Raw genomic sequence first — 22969 nt, forward strand, 5'->3', positions numbered from 1 at the left:
GACCGGTACTAATAGGCCGAGGGCTTGTCCTCAGTTGCTCGCGTCCACTGTGTTAGTTCTGAAACAACGAACACCACCAATACTGTTGGCCGGGTGGTTGGTTCGTACAGTTTCATAGTGTTTCGGTGGTCATAGCGTTAGGGAAACGCCCGGTTACATTCCGAACCCGGAAGCTAAGCCTTTCAGCGCCGATGGTACTGCAGGGGGGACCCTGTGGGAGAGTAGGACACCGCCGAACAATTTTTGTCAGAAGGCCCCGGAACTTTGTTCCGGGGCCTTCTGCATTTCCGGACCCGGACGGTTCTCCGGCTGCCCGGCCTGCCCCGGACCCCCGTGCCGGGACCTCGGCCGGCGGCGGGTAAGGTCGGGGAGCATCGTCGACACAGTTCCGCACAGGAGGCCCTCGGGTGGAGGTCCAGGAGACCCGCGTTCAGACGGACCGGGTGCTCACCATCCCCAACATTCTCAGCATGGCGCGTCTTCTCGGCGTGCCGCTGTTCCTGTGGCTCATCCTCCTGCCCGAGTTCGGCGGGCCGAAGGCCGACGGCTGGGCGCTGCTCGTGCTGATGCTCAGTGGCGTCAGCGACTACCTCGATGGAAAGCTGGCCCGCCGCTGGAACCAGATCAGCAGTCTCGGGCGCATCCTCGACCCCGCCGCGGACCGGCTGTACATCCTGTCGACTCTCGTCGGTCTCACCTGGCGCGAGATTCTTCCGCTCTGGCTGACGGCCGCTCTTCTCGCCCGGGAACTGATGCTCCTGGTGATGGTCGGGATCCTGCGCCGGCACGGTTATCCGCCCCCGCAGGTCAACTTCCTGGGGAAGGCCGCGACCTTCAACCTCATGTATGCCTTCCCCCTGCTGCTCCTGAGTGACGGAACGGGCTGGCTCGCGTCACTGGCGGCGATTTTCGGATGGGCGTTCGCCGGATGGGGTACAACTCTGTATTGGTGGGCAGGGATCCTCTATGTGGTCCAGGTCCGCCGCCTCGTCAAGGCGGACCCAGTGGCCGATTGACCCCCGTCGACGTGTGGCCGTGCAGAGTCGCCGGCCACGGATGCCACCACAGGGTTCCCCGGAGGGGTGAAGTCGGCTCAACCGTCATCTCTTCAAGGAGGACGCTTCCGACATGAAGGCCGTCGTGATGGCTGGTGGCGAAGGCACCCGGCTTCGCCCCATGACCTCGAGCATGCCCAAGCCTCTCCTGCCGGTCGCCAACCGGCCGATCATGGAGCATGTGCTGCGGCTGCTCAAGCGGCACGGGCTCACCGAGACCGTGGTCACCGTGCAGTTTCTCGCCTCACTCGTCAGGAACTACTTCGGTGACGGCGAAGAGCTCGGAATGGAGCTCACCTATGCCAATGAGGAGAAGCCACTCGGCACCGCGGGGAGTGTGAAGAATGCCGAGGAGGCGCTGAAGGACGACGCCTTTCTCGTCATTTCCGGAGATGCTCTCACCGACTTCGACCTGACCGATCTCATCGCCTTTCACAAGGAGAAGGGCGCTCTGGTCACCGTATGCCTGACACGTGTGCCCAACCCCCTTGAATTCGGCATCACGATTGTCGACGAGGAGGGCAAGGTCGAGCGGTTCCTGGAGAAGCCCACCTGGGGACAGGTCTTCTCGGACACCGTGAACACCGGCATCTATGTGATGGAGCCGGAGGTCTTCGACTACGTCGAGCCCGACGTTCCCGTCGACTGGTCCGGCGATGTGTTCCCGCAGCTCATGAAGGAGGGCAAGCCGATCTTCGGCTATGTCGCCGAGGGCTACTGGGAGGACGTCGGCACCCACGAGAGCTACGTGAAGGCGCAGGCGGACGTCCTGGAGCGGAAGGTCGACGTCGACATCGACGGCTTCGAGATCTCCCCGGGCGTCTGGGTTGCCGAGGGCGCCGACGTACACCCCGACGCCGTGCTGCGCGGACCGGCGTACATCGGTGACTACGCCAAGATCGAGCCCGGTGCGGAGATCCGCGAGCACACCGTGATCGGGTCCAACGTGGTCGTGAAATCGGGTGCGTTCCTCCACCGGGCCGTGGTGCACGACAACGTCTACGTGGGGCAGCAGAGCAATCTGCGCGGCTGTGTCATCGGGAAGAACACCGACATCATGCGGGCGGCCCGGATCGAGGACGGGGCGGTCATCGGTGACGAGTGCCTGATCGGCGAGGAGTCGATCGTCCAGGGCAACGTCCGGGTCTACCCGTTCAAGACGATCGAGGCCGGCGCGTTCGTCAACACCTCGGTCATCTGGGAGTCGCGCGGGCAGGCGCATCTCTTCGGGGCGCGGGGCGTCACCGGCATCCTCAACGTCGAGATCACCCCCGAAGTGGTCGTCAGACTGGCCGGCGCCTATGCGACCACCCTCAAGAAGGGGGCCACCGTCACCACCGCGCGCGACCACTCCCGTGGTGCGCGGGCGCTCAAACGGGCGGTGATCTCCGCGCTGCAGGCGAGCGCGATCGACGTACGCGACCTGGAGAACGTGCCGCTGCCCGTGGCGCGCCAGCAGACCGCACGGGGCAGCGCGGGCGGCATCATGATCCGCACCTCTCCGGGCGTCCCGGACTCCGTGGACATCATGTTCTTCGACGAACGCGGCGCCGACCTCTCCGCCGGCGGACAGCGCAAGCTGGACCGGGTGTACGCGCGGCAGGAGTACCGGCGCGCGTTCCCCGGCGAGATCGGTGACCTGCACTTCCCGTCCAGTGTCTTCGACTCGTACACCGGCTCCCTGCTGCGGAACGTGGACATCACCGGTATCGCCGAGTCCGGGCTGAAGGTCGTCATCGACGCGTCCAACGGCAGCGCGGGCCTGGTTCTGCCGAGCCTGCTCGGCCGGCTCGGCGTGGACGCCCTGACCATCAACCCGGGCCTCGACGAGTCCCGTCCGACGGAGACGGCGGACGGGCGGCGCTCCGGGCTGGTGCGGCTCGGGGAGATCGTGGCCTCTGCGCGGGCCGCGTTCGGTGTCCGCTTCGACCCGGTCGGCGAGCGCCTGTCGCTGGTGGACGAGCGCGGCCGGATCGTGGAGGACGACCGGGCCCTGCTGGTGCTGCTGGACCTCGTCGCTGCCGAGCGGCGCAGCGGCCGGGTGGCCCTGCCGGTGACCACCACGCGGATCGCCGAGCAGGTGGCCGCCTACCACGGCACCCAGGTGGAGTGGACGACGACCTCACCCGACGACCTCACCAGGGTCGGCCGCGAGGACACCACCATCTTCGGCGGCGACGGGCGCGGCGGGTTCATCGTCCCCGAGTTCAGCTCGGTCTTCGACGGTGCCGCGGCCTTCGTACGGCTCGTCGGCCTCGTGGCGCGGACCCAGCTCACGCTGAGCCAGATCGACGCACGCATCCCGCGCGCCCATGTCCTCAAGCGGGACCTGGCGACGCCGTGGGCGGTCAAGGGTCTGGTGATGCGCCGGGTCGTGGAGGCCGCCGGGGACCGGCACGTGGACACCACCGACGGTGTGCGGGTGGTGGAGGCCGACGGGCGCTGGGTGATGGTCCTGCCCGACCCCGCCGAGGCCGTCACCCATCTGTGGGCCGAGGGCCCCGACGACGCCTCCGCACAGGCCCTGCTCGACGAGTGGGCCGCCGTGGTGGACAGCGCCGGGAACTGACGCACCGGAGCCAGCCGTCCGCACCGGCCCGCGCTCCGGGGCCGGTGCGGAAACGATGGGGCCATTCGGCGGTAGCGGCTGCGACATGCGACGATGTGCGGCATGTCGCAGCCGCCCCCCGTTCGGAGCACCGGTTCTCCGCCTGCGCGTCCCGACGCGTCCATGTCGCTGCTGACCAACGTCATGGAGCACAGTCTCGACGACGGATACGCCGAGGCGGCCGCGCGCAGAGCAGAGAACGGCGGCCTGCCACGGACCCTGCGGGCCAAGCTCGGCCTCGCCGCGGGCCTGGTGCTGGCGGCCGTCGTCGTCACCGTCGGGGCGGCCGAGGCGCGGATCTCGGCGCCGGTGCTCGCCAAGGAACGCGAGGACCTGATCGACCGCGTCCAGGCGCAGACCGGCGCGGTGGACGCCCTCCAGCGCGATGTCGAGTCCCTCCGCGACGATGTGCAGGAACGCCAGCGCAAGGCCCTCAGCGACGTGGGCGGGGAGCGGGGTGACCTGGTCGGCCTGCTGGCCGGTGCCACCCCGGTCGAGGGCCCGGGCGTCGAACTCGTCGTCGACGACGCCAAGGGCACCGACCAGAGCGGTGACGGGCCCCGTGAGAGCAGTGGCTTCTCCGACACCGGGCGGGTGCGCGACCGCGACATGCAGCGGGTCGTGAACGGGCTGTGGGAGTCGGGCGCGGAGGCGATCGCCGTCAACGGGCAGCGCCTGACCTCCCTGTCGGCCATCCGCGCGGCGGGCGACGCCATACTGGTCGACAACCGGCCGCTGGTCCCGCCGTACACCGTGCTCGCGGTGGGCGACGCGAAGGACCTCGCGAGCTCCTTCCGGGACAGCGTCGACGGCCAGTACCTGGACGTGCTGCGGGAGGACTACGGCATCCGCACCCGTCTCTCGGAGGAGGAGACGGTACGGCTGCCGGCCGCGCCGAGCCTGATCGTACGTACAGCAGAGCCGATGACCGCCGGCGCCGGGGACGGCGACGGGTCGGGGGCGGCCGACACAGAGAAGGACGCATCGTGATCGCCGTACTGGGCCTCGTCGTGGGAGTCGTGGTCGGCCTGCTGGTCCGGCCGGAGGTGCCGGCCGTGGTCGAGCCCTACCTGCCGATCGCGGTCGTGGCCGCCCTGGACGCGGTGTTCGGCGGGCTGCGCGCCATGCTGGACGGGATCTTCGTGGACAAGGTCTTCGTGGTGTCGTTCCTCTCGAACGTGGTCGTGGCCGCGCTGATCGTCTTCCTCGGCGACAAACTCGGCGTCGGCGCCCAGCTGTCGACGGGTGTGGTCGTCGTGCTGGGCATCAGGATCTTCTCCAACGCGGCGGCCATCCGCCGCCATGTCTTCCGGGCGTGACGCACATGGCCAACGAGAACGAGGACCTGCCGCAGGGCGGTGCCGCCCAGCCGAAGCGCGAGCCGCTGCCGCCGATGGCGCCCCCGCCCGAGGACGAGCCCGGCACCGGCGCGCCGGAGGAGAAGCCGGACGGCCCCAGCGGCCGCCAGCGGCTGGGTGCGGCGCTGTGGCCGCCGAGGGTGACCCGGGCCCAACTCATCGTGGCGCTGCTGCTGTTCGTTCTGGGGCTCGGCCTGGCGATCCAGGTGCGCTCCAACAGCGAGGAGAGCGCGCTGCGCGGCGCCCGGCAGGAGGACCTGGTGCGCATCCTGGACGAGCTGGACAACCGCACCCAGCGCCTCCAGGACGAGAAGCAGCGACTGGAGGAGCAGCGCACCGAGCTGGAGAACAGCTCGGACCAGGCCGAGGAGGCGCGCAAGCAGACACTCCAGAAGGAGCAGCAGCTCGGCATCCTCGCGGGCACGGTCGCGGCGCAGGGCCCGGGGATCACGCTCACCATCGCCGGGTCCGCGGCGGCGGTCGAGCCGGACATGCTGCTGGACACCATCCAGGAGCTGCGGGCGGCGGGTGCCGAGGCGATCCAGGTCAACGGGATCCGGGTGGTTGCCGACACGTACTTCTCGGGCAGCGCGGGCGAGGTGGAGGTGGACGGCAAGCGGATCTCCGCGCCGTACACGTTCAAGGTCATCGGCAAGCCGCAGGACCTGGAACCGGCGCTGAACATCCCGGGCGGTGTCGTCCAGACGTTGGAGAAGGAGCAGGCCACGGCTACTGTGGCTCGTTCGGAGAAGATCATTGTCGATGCCTTGCGACCGGCGGAGCGGCCTGACTACGCTCGGTCGTCGTCGAGGTGAAGCGGGGGCACATGGGGGCTTCCGGGCCAGGGCAGGAGAGTGCAGGGGGGCGGCGCACGGGATTGGCGGTGCGTGGTGGAAACTGTCAGGTGGTCACGGACGTTGTGAGGGTGTCCGGGGCGGCAGGTGTGTTCGTGGATGGGTCGTCCTGCCCCACGGGCGGGTCTATTTCGGTCAAGGGGAAACGCCCGTGAAGTTGTTTGGGAAGTTGTTCGGCAAGAGCGCGCGCGAGGAGGGCAACGCCCGCCACCGCGCTCCGCGTCACGGTCAGAACGAGGAGCAGGGCGGCGAGCGCCCGCTGTTCCGCGACGAGGTCGCCGGTGGCGACAATCCGGGCGGACCGGGCGCGTCGGCTGTTGACCCTGCCGGTGCCGGCCGCATAGGTTTCGGGGAACCATCAAGTACGGGTGGAGGGTTTGCCCAGGACCCGTATGCGACCAACCCGCACGCGGGCCAGCCGCGGCAGGAGGATCCGTCCATGGCGGGCTTGCCGGTTTGTACGAGGTGCGGCCACCGGAACACCGAGGCCGGCCGGTTCTGCTCCAACTGCGGTGCGCCGCTGCGCGGCGGAGCTCCCGCCGAGCGTGCCTCGGAGACCACCTCGACGATCTCCATCTCCGGCATCGAGGCGTACGACTCCGAGGTGACGGGGCAGACCGCCCTCCCCTCGCTGTCCCCGGAGGCCCAGGCCGCGGTGGACGCGCTGCCGCTCGGCTCCGCCCTCCTCGTGGTGCGCCGCGGCCCCAACTCGGGCAGCCGCTTCCTCCTCGACGGCGAGCTGACCACGGCGGGGCGCCACCCGCAGAGCGACATCTTCCTGGACGACGTGACCGTCTCCCGCCGTCATGTGGAGTTCCGGCGCGGCCAGGACGGCAGCTTCACCGTCTCCGACGTCGGCAGCCTCAACGGCACCTACGTCAACCGTGAGCGGATCGACTCGGTGGTCCTCGCGAACGGCGACGAGGTCCAGATCGGCAAGTACCGGCTGGTGTTCTACGCGAGCCAGCGGGGCGTCTGACCCGCCCCCGGGCGATGCCCGGGGGCACTCCAGGGGAAGGTTCCATGTTGCGCACACCGACGGGCGGTGCCGGTCACGGCACCGCCGGACCGGGTGACCGGCCGATGAGCATCGGAGCGGTGCTGACACGCCTGCGGGACGAGTTCCCGGAGGTGACCATCTCCAAGATCCGGTTCCTGGAGGCCGAGGGGCTCGTCGAGCCCAGCCGGTCGCCGTCCGGGTACCGGAAGTTCAGCCCGCAGGACGTGGAGCGGCTGGCGCTCGTGCTGCGGATGCAGCGGGACCACTACCTTCCCCTGCGGGTCATCCGGGAGCAGCTCGACGCCCTGGAGCGCGGTGAACAGGTGCAGCTTCCCGCGCAGGGCTCCCCGGGCGAGGGCGGCTGGGAGCCGGGGGCGCAGGAGCCCACGGTCCGCAGGCTGGGCCGTGCCGAGCTGCTGGCGGCCGCCGGGGTCACCGAGGGCGAGCTGGCCGAGTGGGAGGCGTACGGCCTGGTCACGCCCGATGGGCAGGGCTCCTACGACACCGAGGCGATCACCGTCGCCAGGCTGATCGCGGATCTCGGCCGGTTCGGGCTGGAGCCGCGTCATCTGCGCGCCATGCGAGCCTCCGCCGAACGGGACGCGGGCCTGGTGGAACAGGTCGTCGCCCCCCTGCGCCGGCATCGCAATCCGCAGACCCGGGCCCATGCCGAGGCCACCACCAAGGAGCTGGCGGCGCTTTCCGTGCGGCTGCACGCGGCCCTGGTGAGAAGCGCTCTGGGGACCCGTTCGACCTGACCGGGCCCGGCCCGACTACCCAAACACCTCACGCACGTCCTAGGGTTGCTGTGTGAACGAGCTCGACGTTGTGGGTGTCCGGGTCGAAATGCCCTCGAACCAGCCGATCGTTCTCCTGCGTGAAGTGGGAGGCGAACGGTACCTCCCCATCTGGATCGGTCCCGGTGAGGCGACCGCTATCGCCTTCGCCCAGCAGGGCATGGCTCCTGCCAGGCCGCTGACGCACGACCTCTTCAAGGACGTCCTTGAGGCCGTGGGCCAGGAGCTCACGGAGGTCCGCATCACGGACCTGCGCGAGGGCGTCTTCTATGCCGAGCTGGTCTTCGCGAGCGGGGTCGAGGTCAGTGCCCGCCCGTCGGACGCCATAGCTCTGGCCCTGCGCACCGGGACGCCGATCTACGGCAGCGACGGGGTGCTGGACGACGCGGGGATCGCGATTCCCGACGAGCAGGAGGACGAGGTGGAGAAGTTCCGCGAGTTCCTCGACCAGATCTCCCCCGAGGACTTCGGCAGCAGCAACCAGTGACCGCCTCCCGCGCCGGTCGCTCCGTGCGGCAGGGCCCCTCCGGCGGGATGTGATCACCCGTCGTGACGGTGATGGCGGGTAACGGTGGGTAACGTCGACAGGTAGTGATGATCGTGTGTCGCGTTCAGCGCATCCGGTAAGCCGTACCCGGTAACGGGGCACGAGAAACCACTCTCTGGGTGATTATCACTCGGCGTGCCGAGTGTGGCGATCGTTGACGCGCCCCTGGTGACTCCCTACCTTCGAGGTGGCAGGTCAAGGACGGAGGTCGGCGTGAGAAGCAGCGGCGACAGTACGGCTGGGGGCGGCCCCGGGATCAGTCCGGTGGAAGGCGGGCCGTATCCGCTGCACAGCGGCACGGCCGCCGCCACCCCGACGGACACCATCGGTTACCGGGGTCCGACAGCGTGCGCGGCGGCGGGCATCACCTACCGGCAGCTCGACTACTGGGCGCGCACGGGGCTGGTCGAGCCCAGCGTGCGGGCCGCCTACGGCTCGGGCACACAGCGGCTCTACAGCTTCCGGGACGTCGTCGTCCTGAAGATCGTCAAGCGTTTCCTGGACACGGGCGTCGCCCTCCAGAACATCCGCGCGGCGGTGCAGCATCTTCAGCAGCGTGGCCGGGACCTGGAGAGCATGACGCTGATGAGCGACGGCGCCACGGTCTACGAGTGCTCCTCGCCCGACGAGGTCGTGGGGCTCCTCCAGGGCGGCCAGGGGGTCTTCGGGATCGCCGTGGGCGTCGTCCGGCGGGACGTGGAGACGGCCCTCTCGCAGCTGCACGGTGAGCGCGTGGACACCGGCGAGACCCTGGTCGGGAACAACCCCTCGGACGAACTGGCCCGGCGCCGGCGCGACCGCGCCGTCTGACCGGACCGCGCCGTCCGGGCGTGGCAGCGGCGCCGGCCCCGGGCCACAAGCGCGCCGGGGCGGCATACGGCGCCGTCTGTCAGTGGCGTGGTGCAGCATCGGTGGTGTGAGGTCCGCGCCGACGATCCTGCATCTGGACATGGATGCCTTCTACGCCGCAGCCGAGCAGGCGGCGAAGCCCTCGTTGCGCGGCAAGCCCGTGGTCGTCGGGGGCCTCGGCCCGCGGGGTGTGGTCGCCACCGCGTCGTACGAGGCGCGGCGCTTCGGGGTGCACTCCGCGATGCCGATGGCCCAGGCCCGGCGCCTCGCGCCGAACGCGGCCTACCTCGTCCCCCGCTTCACGCTGTACCGCGCGGTCAGCGACCGGGTGATGGAACTCCTCGGGCGTCTGTCGCCGCTGGTCGAGCCGCTCAGCCTCGACGAGGCCTTCGTCGACCTGGAGGCCGGGGGCACGCCCGCCACCCCGGCCGCCGCACGCGCGGCGGGCATCCGGCTGCGCGAGGACATCCGCACCGCGACGGGACTGACCGGCTCGGTCGGACTGGCCGGCTCGAAGATGCTCGCCAAGATCGCCTCCGAGCAGGCCAAGCCCGACGGTCTGGTGCTGATGGAGCCCGGGACCGAACGGGACCGCCTCGCGCCGATGAGCGTCCGGGTGCTGCCCGGGGTCGGCCCGGCCACCGGGGAGCATCTGCGGCGGGCCGGGATGACGACCGTGGCACACCTCGCCGAGGCCGGGGAGGACGAGCTCGTGCGGCTGCTCGGCCGGGCGCACGGGACCGCGCTGTACCGGATGGCCCTCGGGCACGACGACCGGCCCGTGGTCGCCGAGCGGGACGCCAAGTCGGTCTCCGTGGAGGACACCTTCGACACCGATCTCCACGACCGGGTACGGGTGCGCACCGAGGTCGGCCGGCTCGCCGAGCGGTGCGTCCAGCGGCTGCGGGCGGGCGGCCACTCCGGGCGCACCATCGTGCTCAAGGTCCGCCGCTACGACTTCTCCACCCTGACCCGCTCCGAGACCCTGCGCGGCCCGACCGACGACCCCGCGGTGGTGCGGGAGGCGGCCGGGCGGCTGCTGGATTCGGTGGACACCACGGGAGGGGTGCGGCTGCTCGGCGTCGGGGTCACGGGGCTCGCCGACTACACCCAGGAGGACCTGTTCGCCCAGGCTGCCACCGCCGCCGCGGCCGGTGAAGCCGCCGCACCGGAGCCTGCGGGGGAGGCGGAGACGCCCGCGGCGGACGCCGAGGGGCCGGGGCCCCGGGCGGAGGCCGCCGCGGAACCGCACCCCGTACGCCACTGGTCGGCCGGGCAGGACGTCCGGCACGTCGTGTACGGGCCCGGCTGGGTGCAGGGGAGCGGCGTCGGCCGGGTCACCGTCCGCTTCGAACAGCCCGGCTCGCCGCCCGGCAGGGTGCGCACCTTCCGGGTGGACGACGAGGACCTGACCCCGTCCGAACCGCTGCCGCTGGTGGGCGCGGACGGGCCCGAGGGGTGCCGCGGCGGGTCAGTCCTCCTGGCCGGCGACCCGGCCGAAGGACCTGTCGCCGGAGGCGGGTGAGGGGGGCGGGGCGGCCAGATCGAGCCCGTAGTGGTGGTAGAGCTGGAGCTCCTGCTCGGGAGAGAGGTGCCGTCCCACCCTGAAGTCCGGGGCGTCCTTGATCAGGGAGCGCTCGAAGGGGACATGGAGCGCGTTGTCCACGATCTCGCTCGGTTCCAGGGGGACGAACGCGTCCCTGCTGAAGAGGCCCGTGCGGACGGCGGCCCACTCGGGGACGCCGGTGGCGTCGTCCAGGTACACCTCGTCGACGGTGCCGATCTTGTTGCCGTCGCGGTCGAACGCCTTGCGGCCGATCAGGCTGCGCGGATCGATGTCGGTCTGCACGGTCCCTCCAGTGGTCGCAACTGCTCTCCTGTCACTACGAAAGGCCACATCCCGGGTGTCGGCCACTCGGGGGACCCGCGGGCGGCGCTGGTACCCTGGCAGCGGCTGTTGACCCCGCGCGGGAGAGTCCACCGGCGAAACACCGCCGGCGGCGCCGAAGGAGCAAATCCTCCCCGGAATCTCTCAGGCCCCTGTACCGCGCGGACGAGGTCACTCTGGAAAGCAGAGCGGGCGTCGGACGGCATCCGCTCTCACCGACGGTGAAAGCCGGAGCACGTTCCGCGTGCCCCGGTGAAGCTCTCAGGTCGAGATGACAGAGGGGGAGGCCGTCCGGGCATCCGCGTCGCGATGCCCCTCGCAGGTCGTTACCAGACCAGGAGGCCTCCCACATGACCGTCAACCGCATCCCGCTGTCGGAGCTCGAGCGCGGTACCCCGTTCGAGCGGCGCCACATCGGGCCCGACGCCGCCGCGCAGGCCAAGATGCTGGCGCAGGTGGGCTTCGGCTCCCTCGACGAGCTGACCGGCGCCGCGGTACCGGACGTGATCAAGAGCGCCGAGGCGCTCGATCTTCCCGAGGCGCGCAGCGAGGCCGAGGTCCTTGCCGAACTGCGCGAACTCGCCGAACGCAACCGCGTCCTCGCGCCCATGATCGGCCTCGGCTACTACGGCACCTTCACCCCGCCGGTCATCCTGCGGAACGTCATGGAGAACCCCGCCTGGTACACCGCGTACACGCCGTACCAGCCGGAGATCTCGCAGGGCCGGCTGGAGGCGCTGCTCAACTTCCAGACCGTCGTCGCCGACCTCACCGGGCTGCCCACCTCCGGCGCGTCCCTGCTGGACGAGGGCACCGCCGCCGCCGAGGCCATGGCCCTCGCCCGGCGCGTGGGCAAGGTCAAGAAGGGCGTCTTCCTCGTCGACGCCGACACCCTGCCGCAGACGATCGCCGTGATCGAGACGCGCGCCGAGCCCACCGGGGTCGAGGTCGTCGTCGCCGACCTGTCCGAGGGCATCCCCGCCGAGATCGCCGAGCGCGGTGTCTTCGGCGTGCTCCTCCAGTACCCGGGCGCCTCCGGCGCGGTGCGGGACCTCAAGCCGCTCGTCGACCGGGCCCACGAGCTGGGCGCGGTCGTCACCGTCGCCGCCGACCTGCTGGCCCTCACCCTGCTCACCCCGCCCGGCGAGCTGGGCGCGGACATCGCCGTCGGCACCACCCAGCGCTTCGGCGTCCCCATGGGCTTCGGCGGCCCGCACGCCGGCTTCATGGCCGTGCGCGACACCTACGCCCGCTCCCTCCCCGGCCGCCTGGTCGGCGTCTCCGTGGACGCGGACGGCAACAAGGCGTACCGCCTCGCGCTCCAGACCCGTGAGCAGCACATCCGCCGCGAGAAGGCCACCAGCAACATCTGCACCGCGCAGGTCCTGCTCGCCGTGATGGCCGGCATGTACGCGGTCTACCACGGCCCGGAGGGCCTGCGGGCCGTGGCCGAGCGCACCCACCGCTACGCGACCGTCCTCGCGGACGGCCTGCGGGCGGGCGGTGTCGAGGTCGTCCACGACAGCTTCTTCGACACGATCACCCTGCGGGTGCCGGGCCGGGCCGACGACGTGGTCGCCGCCGCCCGCGAGAACGGCGTCAACCTGCGCCGGGTCGACGCCGACCACGTCTCCGCCGCCTGCGACGAGACCACCGGCCGGGCGCAGCTCGCCGCCGTGTGGGCCGCCTTCGGCGTGGAGGCCGACGCGGAGGCCCTGGACGCCGCCGGAGCCGACGCGCTGCCCGCGTCCCTGCGGCGCACCGACGACTACCTGACCCATCCGGTCTTCCACCAGTACCGCTCCGAGACCGCGATGCTGCGCTACCTGCGCCGGCTCGCCGACCGGGACTACGCGCTGGACCGGGGCATGATCCCGCTCGGCTCCTGCACCATGAAGCTGAACGCGACCACCGAGATGGAGCCGGTCACCTGGCCCGAGTTCGGCCAGATGCACCCCTTCGCCCCGGTCGAGCAGGCGGGCGGCTACCTCACGCTCATCACCGAGCTGGAGGAGCGCCTCGCCGAGGTCACCGGCTACGACAAGGTCTCCATCCAGCCGAACGCCGGCTCCCAGGGCGAGCTGGCCGGTCTGCTCGCGGTCCGCGCCTACCACCGGGCCAACGGCGACGAGCAGCGCACGGTCTGCCTGATCCCCTCCTCCGCGCACGGCACCAACGCCGCCAGCGCCGTGATGGCCGGGATGAAGGTCGTGGTCGTCAAGACGTCCGACGACGGCGAGATCGACGTCGAGGACCTGCGGGCCAAGATCGAGCAGTACCGCGACGAGCTGTCCGTGCTGATGATCACCTACCCGTCCACGCACGGCGTGTTCGAGGAGCACGTCGCCGACATCTGCGCCCAGGTGCACGACGCCGGCGGCCAGGTCTACGTGGACGGCGCCAACCTCAACGCGCTGGTCGGCCTCGCCAAGCCGGGCCGGTTCGGCGGCGACGTCTCCCACCTGAACCTGCACAAGACCTTCTGCATCCCGCACGGCGGCGGCGGCCCCGGTGTCGGCCCGGTCGGTGTCCGGGCCCACCTGGCGCCGTACCTGCCGAACCACCCGCTCCAGCCGACGGCCGGACCCGAGACCGGCGTCGGGCCGATCTCGGCCGCGCCGTGGGGTTCCGCGGGCATCCTGCCGATCTCCTGGGCCTACGTCCGTCTGATGGGCGGCGAGGGCCTGAAGCGGGCCACCCAGGTCGCCGTGCTGGCCGCGAACTACGTGGCCAAGCGCCTGGAGCCGCACTACCCGGTGCTCTACACGGGCCCGGGCGGGCTGGTCGCGCACGAGTGCATCATCGACCTGCGCCCGCTGTCGAAGGCGACCGGCGTCAGCGTCGACGACATCGCCAAGCGCCTGATCGACTACGGCTTCCACGCGCCGACGATGTCCTTCCCGGTGGCCGGCACGCTGATGATCGAGCCCACCGAGAGCGAGGACCTGGCGGAGCTGGACCGTTTCTGCGACACGATGATCGCGATCCGTGCCGAGATCGAGAAGGTCGCCACCGGGGTCTGGCCCGCCGACGACAACCCGCTGGTCAACGCCCCGCACACCGCTGCCGCGCTCGGCGGGGAGTGGGAGCACGCGTACGGGCGCAACGAGGCCGTCTTCCCGGCCGGGGTGAGCGCCGCCGACAAGTACTGGCCGCCGGTCCGCCGGATCGACGGCGCTTTCGGCGACCGAAACCTGGTCTGCTCCTGCCCGCCGCTGGACGAGTACGACGCCTGACGGACGAGGCGCGGCGCCCGGCCGGGTGCCGCGCCCGGCGTGTGACCGGACTCTGCGTATGACCGGTCCCGGGCCGGGCCGGGAACGCATCAGGGGCCGGTGCGGAGGCGTGAGTCTCCGTACCGGCCCTCGCTGCGCCACCCGCCGGACGGTTACGCGGCGGTCGCCACCTGACCGGCGCCGAGCGGCCGGTGCGGGGCGATGATCTGTCCGTCCGGCAGCAGTTCCCCAGTGTCCTCGAAGAGGAGGACACCGTTGCACAGCAGGCTCCAGCCCTGCTCCGGGTGGTGGGCCACCAGGCGGGCCGCCTCACGGTCGGCGGAGTCGGATGTCGGGCAGGCTGGCTGGTGCTGGCACATGGATGGGTTCTTTCGCTGCGATGTGGTGAGTGTCCTGCGGCTCGATGAGCTGTTCATGGCCGCCCCCCGTATCTGTCGGTCCGGTCCCAGTGTTCCCCTCCGGACGTCTGTCCGCAGGGATTTCACAGCAGCTCTTCCTACTGATTCATGACGCATCACCCGCCAGGGCGGTTCAGCCCAACCCGCCCGTCAATTCGGGGGGTTCGGCATGACACCAAGGGGCTAGTCCGTGTGGGCCACCCCTCGGACGCGCATACGCCCCGCGACGGTGCCGTCGCGGGGCGTAGGAGGTGTTCAGGGTGCGTGCGCGGGTCGTGCGGGGCGCGTCGTGGTGCGGGTGCGCGGCGCGCGCCGGGTCACGCGGCGGGAGTGTCCAGCAGGGGGCGCGGGCCGAGCCGCAGGTTCATCAGCGGCAGCAGATCGGCGGCCGGGTGCGGCCGGTTCGGGGCGATTCCCGGCGGGGCGGGAGCCAGCGGGACGAGGACGTCGGTGGGCAGCAGGGTGCCCGCGGCGGCGTCGGCGCCGGTGTCCGCGTGCAGCCAGAGGGTGAGCATGTACAGCTCGGGGACGGACAGCAGCCGCGCCTGCCCGTGGGCGCCCGCGGATTCGGCCTGGCGCAGGGCGAGTTCGGTGGAGGCGAGATAGGGCCCTTCGAAGAAGTGGGAGAACGCCCAGCCGTCGGGCGTCAGTACGGTGTCCGCGGCCGCCACGGCGCGGCCGCCGCTGCGGATGTGGAACCGCCAGCCGGCGAGCCGCGTGACCGGGGCTCCGCCGCTGGGCACCACCCGGTCCAGGACATGGACGGGCAGCGGCAGTTCGGCGCCGAGCGGTCCCTGGACGGACCGCAGAGCGGGGGTCGGGGCCTCACGGACGGCCGTGGGCGATCCGAGTGCAGTGAGAACGCTGCGCAGGGCGGGCGCGGGGGCCGCGGGGACATGGAGGGCCATGGTGGGTCGCCTCTCGCTCTGGAGACACGGTGATGCGGGGGAGGTGCGGACGGCACTGTCGGCATGGGGGGCCGCGCGGGGCCGGAAGACCGCCGGGCGCCGACTGTCGGCCCGTTCGGGAGTTTATACGACCTGTGTTCACGCGGTGTTTCCGTTAGCCGACGCGCATATTTCCGGCAAGGCGAATACCGGACCTCCGGAATCGCGCTTTTCATGGCGCTCGCGCCGTCGCCGCCCGTTCGGCCTGCGGATTCTCTCATTCTGCGGTCGGCCGAATCCGGTCGGTGATTCTCACCACCGGCACCCGGAAAATGCCACCGGCTCCGGCCGGGGGAAGATACCGGATGAATGTGCCCCGTGGGTACTGACTCCAGCCTATCCGGAGCGGGTCGGGCTCCGGGACGTTACGGATCAAAGAGTCTGGGCATTATCGTCCGTGACACGGGCGGCCCCGCCGTGTGGTCGCCCGAGCGAGGAGGACGCCCGATGGGGGAGAAGGTCGTGGCAGGCGGATTCGACCTGTCCGATCGGCAGCGGTACCGGCGCAAGGTGCAGCAGTGCCTGCAGGCGCTGGACAGGCTCCTGGCGGAGAAGCGGTTCGACCGGCCCAGGAATCTCATGGGGCTGGAGATAGAGCTGAATCTCGCGGGTACGGACGGAATGCCGCGGATGATGAATGCCGAGGTGCTCTCCCGTATCGCCAGTCCGGATTTCCAGACCGAGCTCGGGATGTTCAATCTCGAAGTGAACATCGTTCCGCACCGGTTGGACGGGCATGTGCTCGACCAGCTCGCTGAGGAGATGCGGACCGGTCTCGCCTATGCCGACCGGAAAGCCGGGGAGGCCGGCGCCGGGATTGTGATGATCGGAATCCTGCCGACCCTGACGCAGCACGACCTGGTCACCGCGAACCTCTCCGACGTGGACCGCTACACGCTGCTCAACGACCAGATCGTGGCCGCGCGCGGGGAGGACTTCACCCTCGACATCGCCGGTGTCGAGCGGCTGACGGCCACCTCCTCCTCCATCGCGCCCGAAGCGGCCTGCACCTCCGTGCAGCTGCACCTCCAGGTCACGCCCAACCGTTTCGCCGATGTGTGGAACGCGGCCCAGGCGGTGGCCGCCGTCCAGGTCGCCGTCGGGGCGAACTCGCCCTTCCTGTTCGGCAGGGAGCTGTGGCGCGAGTCCCGTCCGCCGCTCTTCCAGCAGGCCACCGACACCCGGCCGCCCGAACTCCAGGCGCAGGGTGTGCGCCCGCGGACCTGGTTCGGCGAGCGCTGGATCGACTCGGCCCACGACCTCTTCGAGGAGAACCTGCGCTACTTCCCCGCGCTGCTGCCCATCTGCGACGACGAGGACCCGCTGCGGGTCCTGGACGACGGGGGAGTGCCGCAGCTCAAGGAACTCGTCCTGCTCAACGGCACGGTCTACCGCTGGAACCGGCCGGTGTACGGCGTCGTGGACGGCGTCCCGCACCTCCGGGTGGAGAACCGGGTCCTGCCGGCCGGTCCCACGGTCACCGACGTCATCGCCAACGCCGCCTTCTACTACGGTCTGGTGCGCGCCCTCGCCGAGGAGGCGCGGCCCGTGTGGACCAGACTGCCGTTCGAGGCCGCGCACGAGAACTTCGAGAACGCCTGCCGCCACGGGATCGACGCCGAGATCCTGTGGCCCCGACCGGGCCGGGGCGGCGGGTTCACCACCGTCCCGGTCGTCAAGCTGGTCCGCGACGAACTGCTGCCGCTCGCGGCGGCGGGCCTGGACGCCTGGAACATCGAACCGGCCGACCGGGACCGCTATCTCGGGGTCATCGAGCAGCGCTGCAAGCGCCGGGTGAACGGGGCCTCCTGGCAGGCGGACACCTTCCACCGCGCGGTGGAGGCCGGGCTGGAACGGGAGGCGGCGCTCGCGGCCACCACCCGGCGGTACACGGAGCTGATGCGGGAGGGCGAGCCGGTCCACACCTGGCCCGTCGGGTTCCCGGGGCAGAGCGGCCGGGCGGCCGCGGGCTGACGCCCGGCGGGCGGGGCGGGACCGGTGGGGCCGCCGGGGGGCCTGGTGACGGCGGTGGGCCGTCACCGCACCAGGTGATCGACGGCTGTGCCGAGGATGCGGAGGCGGCCGCCGGTGCGCGGACCGGCGGCCGCCGCGTGACGCGTATGCCTAGCGGCCCGAGTGATCGACGACGTGGCCGTTGGAGCAGTTGTTGGCGTGGTCGCCGACCCAGTCGCCCGTGACGGGGACGACGGCGACTTCCTGCAGGCACACGGCGGCGGCGGTGAAGTCCCAGTTGTTCGCGGCGTTGACGCCGCCACCGAAGTTCGAGTCGTCGTCGTCGGCGTGCGCGGGAGTGGCGACGGAGGCGCCGGCGAGGGCCAGCGCGGCGAGGGCGATGATCTTCTTCATGCCCGGGTAACGAGCGTACGACGAGGTCGGCACGCCCGGTCACCCGCCCGACGCACAGGAGCCGGGGCTCACTGGCCGCCCTGGGCCGCGCGTTCCTTCTCGGCCACCGTCATGACCGCCTGGAGGATCACGGACTCGATTTCGGCGGGGTCGCCGACCTGGTGGCCGGCACCGCGGGTCGCGACGGTTCCCGGTAGTCCTTCTCGCCGTCCGGGCTGGTGGCGAACTCCCACAGCACGATCTCCTCCTCCGGGCGAATTGGTCAGCGCCCGCCGCCTGGTCGGGCGGCCGGAGCTGCGCACGCTCCGGGGCGCGCGCCGCGCCGGCGGCTCCCCGAGCAGAGCGGCGAAACGCGTCGCGGCACGGCCCTCGTCGGTGGTCAGTCCGGTCCCGTCGACGAGTGTGTCCGGGGCCCGGCTCCGCCGGGCGTCGCGGCATCGGGCAAGCTGAGACGTCCCATGCGGTGGTGCCCCTCCTTGTGCGGTCTGCGAGGAAAGGGACCCGCGTCATCAGCGGGATGACGCGGGACCCCCGGCCTGTCGCGCGCGATCTTCGTAGGTGCTGTCGAGACCCTGGCGGGGTCGGCACGTATACGAGGGCGGATTACCGAACGGGAGGCTGGTGTGCAGACGGAGGCCCAAGGCGTGGCCGGTTCCTTGCCCGGGGAGGTGCTGCCGCGGAGGATCCTGCGGTCCGAGCTGCTGCTCGTCCTCGCCCTGTCGCTGGGTGCCAGCGCGGTGTCCTCGCTGATCAGCTTTACCGGGGCGCTGACCAGGCCAGGTGGCCTCAAGGACCAGGCGGCCAACCTCAACAGCTCCTACGCGCCCGGCCGTCCCTGGCTCGATCTCGCCTGGCAGCTGTTCGGCGTGGCCACGGCGCTGGTGCCGGTCGCGCTCGTCGCGCATCTGCTGATCCGGGAGCGGGCTGGGGTCGGCGTCATCGGCTTCGACCTCAGGCGGCCGTGGTCGGATCTGGGGCGGGGGACGGTCGTCGCGGCCGGTATCGGCAGCGCGGGCCTGGCGTTCTACCTCGTCGCGCGGGCAACGGGTTTCAACCTCACCGTCGTTCCGGAGTCGCTGCCGGACGTGTGGTGGAAGTACCCGGTGCTGATCCTGTCCGCCGTGCAGAACTCGGTGGTCGAGGAGGTGATCGTGGTCGGCTATCTGCTGCGCAGGCTCGACCAGTTGGGCTGGTCGCCGATGGCCGCGCTGGCGGCCAGTTCGGTGCTGCGCGGCACGTACCACCTCTACCAGGGGATCGGCGGGTTCATCGGGAACATGGTGATGGGAGTCGTCTTCGTGCTCCTGTACCGGCGGTGGGGCAGGGTCGGGCCACTGGTGGCGGCGCACGCGCTGCTCGACATCGTGGCGTTCGTGGGGTACGGGCTGCTCGCGGGTCGGGTGGACTGGCTGCCGACGCCGTAGCGCGCGGGGCCGGTGCCGGCGCGCCACGGCGTCGGCGGCGGTCAGGGGGCGGTGAGGAGTTCGCCGTCGACGACGGTGACGGCGCGGCCGGTCAGCAGGGTGCGGTCGCCGCGCAGTTCGGTGCGTACCGTGCCCGACCGCGGGGACGCCTGGAGGCCGGTGAGGCGGGGGCTGCCGAGGCGCGCGGACCAGAACGGGGCGAGCGCGGTGTGGGCGCTGCCCGTCACCGGGTCCTCGTCGATGCCGACCCGGGGGAAGAAGCAGCGCGAGACGTAGTCGTGGCCGTTCCCGGCCGCTTCCGCGGCGGCGGTGGCGATGACGCCCCGGTCGGAGAGTGCGGCGAGGGCGGGCAGGTCCGGCTCGAGCGCGCGGACCGTGCGCTCGTCCGCGAGCTCCACCAGCAGGTCGCCGATGTGCTCCCCGGTGTCGTGGACGCTCACGGGCTCGGCGCCCAGAGCTTCGGCGAGCCCGGCGGGGGGCGTCACCGGCAGCAGCGGTGAGGTGGGGAAGTCCAGGGTGAGGGCGCCGTCCGGATGAACCTCGGCGCCGAGGATCCCGCAGCGCGCGCGGAAGCGCACGGCACCGGCCGCGAGCCCGGCGGAGTGCAGGACGTGCGCGGTGGCGAGGGTGGCGTGCCCGCACATGCCGACCTCGGTGGCCGGGGTGAACCAGCGGAGCGCGTAGTCGGCCTCCGGGTCCCCGGTCAGGGGGTGGGCGAAGGCGGTCTCCGAGAGGTTGACCTCGGCGGCGACGCTCTGGAGCCAGGCGTCGTCGGGGAACGGACCGGCGTCCAGGAGCAGGACCCCGGCGGGGTTTCCGGTGAAGGGGCGGTCGGCGAAGGCGTCGACGATACGAATCCGCATACGGCGACGGTAGGGCCGGCGCGGGCCCGGGGGACAAGGCCAATCGGCGTCCGGCGGCCTGATTCGCGGGACGGGACGGGGTGGGATGGGCGTGCGGGGAGGGGGTGGTGCCCGGCGATATATCGCCGGGTCTTGTTGCGCGATACTTTCCGATATATCGTTGATGCATCACGACAGGTCAACGATAGAAGGAGATGCATCATGCGTTCTCATGGACACGAACACGGGCAAGGACCCGGTCGCGGGCACTGCGGGCCCGGGCAGTACGGGCGGGAAGGCGAGCGGGAGGGGCGGCGCGCGGCGTTCGGGTCGTTCGGGCCTCCCTTCGGCGGGCCGTTCGGCGGCGGACGCGGTCGCGGGGGCGGCCGGGGGCGGGCGCGGCGCGGCGATGTGCGCGCGTCGATCCTGGCGCTCCTCGCCGACCGGCCGATGCACGGCTACGAGATGATCCGGGAGATCGGCGAGCGCAGCGGCGGGGCGTGGAAGCCCAGCCCCGGCTCGGTCTACCCGACCCTCCAGCTGCTGGAGGACGAGGGGCTGATCATCAGCGCCAGCGAGGGCGGCAAGAAGCTGTTCACCCTCACGGAGGCCGGCCGCGCCGAGGCGGAGTCCGGGCCGGACGCGCCCTGGGAGGACGCCGGCCGGGGCGTCGACTGGGAGAGCGTCAACGAGATCAGGCAGGCGGGCTTCGGGCTGATGGAGGCCTTCGGGCAGGTCTGGAAGACCGGCGACAAGGAGCAGCGCGACAAGGCCGTCGCCGTCATCAACGAGGCGCGCAAGAAGCTGTATCTGATCCTCGCCGACGAGCACTGACGCCGTGGCGGGGTCAGCGGCGGGCCGGTTCGCCGCCCGCCGGGCGCCGGGGCGCCGCGCAAGGGGTCCGCGAGACGCGGGCCCCTTCGTGCGCCCCTGGAACCCAAGCCCCCGGACCGCGCGGCGGCGCCGTGGCGTGGGGGCCGGCGGGCCGGCCGTCCTCCGGAAGGAGGAGGGGCCGGGCGGGTGCGCCCACCCTTCGTCGGATGTCCGGATGCTCCCGCGCGGCGATGCCCTGGGCGTCCGGGGCTGATGAAGTGGAGGATGTGCCCCTCCCTGTTCCGCGTCCGGCCCACCCGTCCGCCTCCGCCCCGTCCGGGATCGCCCCCGCCCTGTCCGGGACCGCCCGTGCTTCTTCCGGGATCGCCCGTGTCCCGTCCGGGGCCGGCGCCGCGCTCACCGACGAGCTGGCGGCGGTCGTCGCCGGGGCGCGCCGCCGGGCGCTGCGCGACGCGGACGGGCAGATCGACACGGCCCATCTCCTGCACTCCCTGCTGGAGTCCGACGCCGCCGTGCGCGCCGCAGTCGGCGAGGGCCCTCGACTGGCCCGGCTGCAGGGCTACCTGGTGCAGCGCAGCATCGGCTACGGGCTCCGCTGGCGCGGCCGCGTCGAGGACTCCGGGGCGCTGCGGGCGATCGGGAGCGCGGCCCGCACCCCCGGCTGGTCCCCGTCCGCCGCGAGTGCGCTGACCGGCGCGGTCGCCCGGGCCGGGCGGCGCGGTGAGACGCGTGCCGCCGGGACCGATGTCCTCGCCTGCCTGACCGCCGACCCCGACTGCCGGGCCGCCGAGGTACTGCGGCGAGCCGGCATCGACGCCCAACTGCTGGCGGACCGGCTGGCGAGCCCGTCTCGACATGTGTCACGGGGATGGCGCTCCTGACGCGCGCTGACATCATGGCCCGATGCACGCGTCTTCGGTGAGAAGCGCCGGCCTGGGCCTCGCCCTGGTCTCGGCCTTCGCCTTCGGTGGTTCGGGAGTGGCGGCCAAGCCACTGATCGAAGCGGGACTCGACCCGCTCCATGTCGTCTGGCTGCGCGTGGCCGGCGCGGCGCTCGTGATGCTGCCCGTGGCCTGGCGCCACCGCGATCTGCTGCGCCGCCGGCCCGCGTTGCTCGCCGGGTTCGGTCTGCTGGCCGTCGCCGGGGTCCAGGCGTGCTACTTCGCCGCCATCTCCCGCATCCCCGTCGGCGTCGCCCTCCTCATCGAGTACCTCGCCCCCGCGCTCGTCCTCGGCTGGGTCCGCTTCGTGCAGCGCCGTCCGGTCACCCGGGCCGCCGCCGTGGGCGTGGTCCTCGCCGTCGCGGGGCTCGCCTGCGTCGTCGAGGTGTGGGCCGGGCTGAGCTTCGACGCGATCGGCCTGCTGCTCGCGCTCGGGGCGGCCTGCTGCCAGGTCGGCTACTTCGTCCTGTCCGCCCAGGGCGGCGACACCGAGGACGCGCCCGACCCGCTCGGCGTGATCGCGTACGGGCTGCTGATCGGGGCGCTGGTGCTCACGGTCGTCGCACGGCCCTGGGGCATGGACTTCGCGCTGCTGGCGGGCGGCGCGGGGATGGACGGGACCGAGGTCCCGGCGGCGCTGCTGCTCGGCTGGATCGTGCTGGTGGCGACCGTCCTCGCGTATGTCACCGGGGTCGTCTCGGTGCGCCGGCTCTCCCCGCAGGTGGCCGGGGTGGTCGCCTGCCTGGAGGCGGTGATCGCGACCGTGCTCGCCTGGGTGCTGCTCGGCGAGCACCTTTCCGCGCCGCAGATCGTGGGCGGGGCGGTGGTGCTGGCCGGCGCGTTCATCGCGCAGTCCCAGACGGCCCGTTCCCGGGCGCCGAAGCCGCCGTCCGGGCCGGTGGCGGCGGGCGGCCCGGAGACCTCGGCGGCCCTCGCGGGCGGTGGGTGCCGGGAGGTCCACGCGGGCGGGTTGCCGGCCGGGAGCGACCCGGCCTAGGGTGGCGATCATGCGTTTGACCGTGCT

Annotated in this window: 21 protein-coding genes, 1 rRNA gene, 1 pseudogene and 1 riboswitch; of the genes and pseudogenes, 17 read left to right on the forward strand and 6 right to left on the reverse strand. The window is 71.8% G+C overall.

Annotated features, from left to right (window positions below; all coding sequences use genetic code 11):
- The first annotated feature begins 121 nt into the window (after window positions 1-121).
- The 11 genes and pseudogenes from rrf to C593_RS30515 all read left to right on the forward strand — a co-directional run bounded on the left by rrf (window position 122) and on the right by C593_RS30515 (window position 10624).
- Window positions 122-238, forward strand: a 5S ribosomal RNA gene (gene rrf / locus C593_RS0125600).
- 169 nt (window positions 239-407) lie between these two features.
- A complete protein-coding gene (gene clsA / locus C593_RS0125605) occupies window positions 408-1016 on the forward strand; it encodes a cardiolipin synthase ClsA (protein ID WP_018850183.1) in 609 nt (202 codons plus the stop codon).
- 112 nt (window positions 1017-1128) lie between these two features.
- Window positions 1129-3624: a mannose-1-phosphate guanyltransferase gene (locus tag C593_RS0125610; RefSeq protein WP_018850184.1), complete on the forward strand. Its 2496-nt coding sequence runs from the start codon at window positions 1129-1131 to the stop codon at window positions 3622-3624.
- Window positions 3625-3726: 102 nt separating this feature from the next.
- On the forward strand, window positions 3727-4653 hold the full coding sequence (locus C593_RS0125615) for a DUF881 domain-containing protein (RefSeq protein WP_078521904.1): 927 nt from the start codon (window positions 3727-3729) through the stop codon (window positions 4651-4653).
- Complete coding sequence (locus C593_RS0125620; protein WP_003970459.1) at window positions 4650-4982, forward strand: small basic family protein; 333 nt, start codon at window positions 4650-4652, stop codon at window positions 4980-4982. Before C593_RS0125615 ends, C593_RS0125620 begins: the two co-directional genes overlap by 4 nt.
- 5 nt (window positions 4983-4987) lie before the next feature.
- Window positions 4988-5836, forward strand: a complete 849-nt coding sequence (locus C593_RS0125625) for a DUF881 domain-containing protein (RefSeq protein WP_018850186.1) — start codon at window positions 4988-4990, stop codon at window positions 5834-5836.
- 61 nt (window positions 5837-5897) lie between these two features.
- Entirely contained in the window at window positions 5898-6854 is a 957-nt protein-coding gene (locus C593_RS32065) for a double zinc ribbon and FHA domain-containing protein (RefSeq protein ID WP_078521919.1), read from the forward strand.
- A gap of 44 nt (window positions 6855-6898) precedes the next feature.
- Window positions 6899-7633 carry a transcriptional regulator FtsR gene (ftsR, locus tag C593_RS0125635; RefSeq protein ID WP_018850188.1) on the forward strand — a complete coding sequence of 245 codons (735 nt, stop codon included), beginning with the start codon at window positions 6899-6901 and terminating at the stop codon, window positions 7631-7633.
- A gap of 52 nt (window positions 7634-7685) precedes the next feature.
- Window positions 7686-8159: a bifunctional nuclease family protein gene (locus tag C593_RS0125640; RefSeq protein ID WP_018850189.1), complete on the forward strand. Its 474-nt coding sequence runs from the start codon at window positions 7686-7688 to the stop codon at window positions 8157-8159.
- A gap of 273 nt (window positions 8160-8432) precedes the next feature.
- The gene (locus tag C593_RS0125645) at window positions 8433-9029 is read left to right on the forward strand and encodes a MerR family transcriptional regulator (protein ID WP_078521906.1); all 597 of its coding nucleotides are present in this window, start codon (window positions 8433-8435) and stop codon (window positions 9027-9029) included.
- Between the two features lie 106 nt (window positions 9030-9135).
- Window positions 9136-10624 (forward strand): annotated as a pseudogene (locus C593_RS30515) (DNA polymerase IV).
- On the opposite strand, the gene C593_RS0125655 reads toward C593_RS30515, so the two are convergent.
- Window positions 10540-10917, reverse strand: a complete 378-nt coding sequence (locus tag C593_RS0125655) for a PRC-barrel domain-containing protein (RefSeq protein ID WP_018850191.1) — start codon at window positions 10915-10917, stop codon at window positions 10540-10542. The pseudogene C593_RS30515 and the gene C593_RS0125655 sit on opposite strands and share 85 nt — an antisense overlap.
- Window positions 10918-11026: 109 nt before the next feature.
- Window positions 11027-11126, forward strand: a riboswitch (glycine riboswitch).
- A 180-nt stretch (window positions 11127-11306) separates the two neighbouring features.
- Here C593_RS0125655 and gcvP point away from each other — a divergent pair.
- Window positions 11307-14192 (forward strand): aminomethyl-transferring glycine dehydrogenase, encoded by a 2886-nt coding sequence (gene gcvP / locus C593_RS0125660; protein ID WP_018850192.1) that lies wholly within the window; start codon window positions 11307-11309, stop codon window positions 14190-14192.
- A gap of 152 nt (window positions 14193-14344) precedes the next feature.
- Here gcvP and C593_RS0125665 read toward each other — a convergent pair whose 3' ends face one another.
- On the reverse strand, window positions 14345-14551 hold the full coding sequence (locus C593_RS0125665) for a DUF5999 family protein (RefSeq protein ID WP_018850193.1): 207 nt from the start codon (window positions 14549-14551) through the stop codon (window positions 14345-14347).
- A gap of 356 nt (window positions 14552-14907) precedes the next feature.
- Entirely contained in the window at window positions 14908-15498 is a 591-nt protein-coding gene (locus tag C593_RS0125670; RefSeq protein ID WP_018850194.1) for a hypothetical protein, read from the reverse strand.
- 486 nt (window positions 15499-15984) lie between these two features.
- Here C593_RS0125670 and C593_RS0125675 point away from each other — a divergent pair, with 486 nt between their 5' ends.
- Entirely contained in the window at window positions 15985-17511 is a 1527-nt protein-coding gene (locus tag C593_RS0125675; RefSeq protein WP_018850195.1) for a glutamate-cysteine ligase family protein, read from the forward strand.
- 150 nt (window positions 17512-17661) lie between these two features.
- On the opposite strand, the gene C593_RS0125680 is transcribed toward C593_RS0125675, so the two are convergent.
- Together C593_RS0125680 and C593_RS33120 are read right to left on the reverse strand one after the other, a co-directional pair.
- Window positions 17662-17904 carry a hypothetical protein gene (locus C593_RS0125680; protein WP_018850196.1) on the reverse strand — a complete coding sequence of 81 codons (243 nt, stop codon included), beginning with the start codon at window positions 17902-17904 and terminating at the stop codon, window positions 17662-17664.
- A gap of 68 nt (window positions 17905-17972) precedes the next feature.
- Window positions 17973-18137 (reverse strand): hypothetical protein, encoded by a 165-nt coding sequence (locus C593_RS33120; RefSeq protein ID WP_018850197.1) that lies wholly within the window; start codon window positions 18135-18137, stop codon window positions 17973-17975.
- Window positions 18138-18548: 411 nt separating this feature from the next.
- Here C593_RS33120 and C593_RS0125690 point away from each other — a divergent pair, with 411 nt between their 5' ends.
- The gene (locus C593_RS0125690; protein WP_018850198.1) at window positions 18549-19328 is read left to right on the forward strand and encodes a CPBP family glutamic-type intramembrane protease; all 780 of its coding nucleotides are present in this window, start codon (window positions 18549-18551) and stop codon (window positions 19326-19328) included.
- Between the two features lie 41 nt (window positions 19329-19369).
- Here the strand turns inward: C593_RS0125690 and C593_RS0125695 are convergent, their stop codons facing one another.
- Window positions 19370-20191, reverse strand: coding sequence for a PhzF family phenazine biosynthesis protein (locus C593_RS0125695; RefSeq protein WP_018850199.1), 822 nt, complete (start codon window positions 20189-20191; stop codon window positions 19370-19372).
- Between the two features lie 201 nt (window positions 20192-20392).
- Between C593_RS0125695 and C593_RS0125700 the strand changes: the two genes are divergently transcribed.
- From C593_RS0125700 to C593_RS0125710, 3 genes are all read left to right on the forward strand, one after another.
- The gene (locus C593_RS0125700; protein WP_078521909.1) at window positions 20393-21004 is read left to right on the forward strand and encodes a PadR family transcriptional regulator; all 612 of its coding nucleotides are present in this window, start codon (window positions 20393-20395) and stop codon (window positions 21002-21004) included.
- Between the two features lie 266 nt (window positions 21005-21270).
- Window positions 21271-21885: a Clp protease N-terminal domain-containing protein gene (locus tag C593_RS0125705; RefSeq protein WP_018850201.1), complete on the forward strand. Its 615-nt coding sequence runs from the start codon at window positions 21271-21273 to the stop codon at window positions 21883-21885.
- A 22-nt stretch (window positions 21886-21907) separates the two neighbouring features.
- Complete coding sequence (locus C593_RS0125710) at window positions 21908-22942, forward strand: EamA family transporter (protein ID WP_018850202.1); 1035 nt, start codon at window positions 21908-21910, stop codon at window positions 22940-22942.
- Window positions 22943-22969 lie beyond the last annotated feature (27 nt).

Source organism: Streptomyces sp. CNT372, from assembly GCF_000377145.1.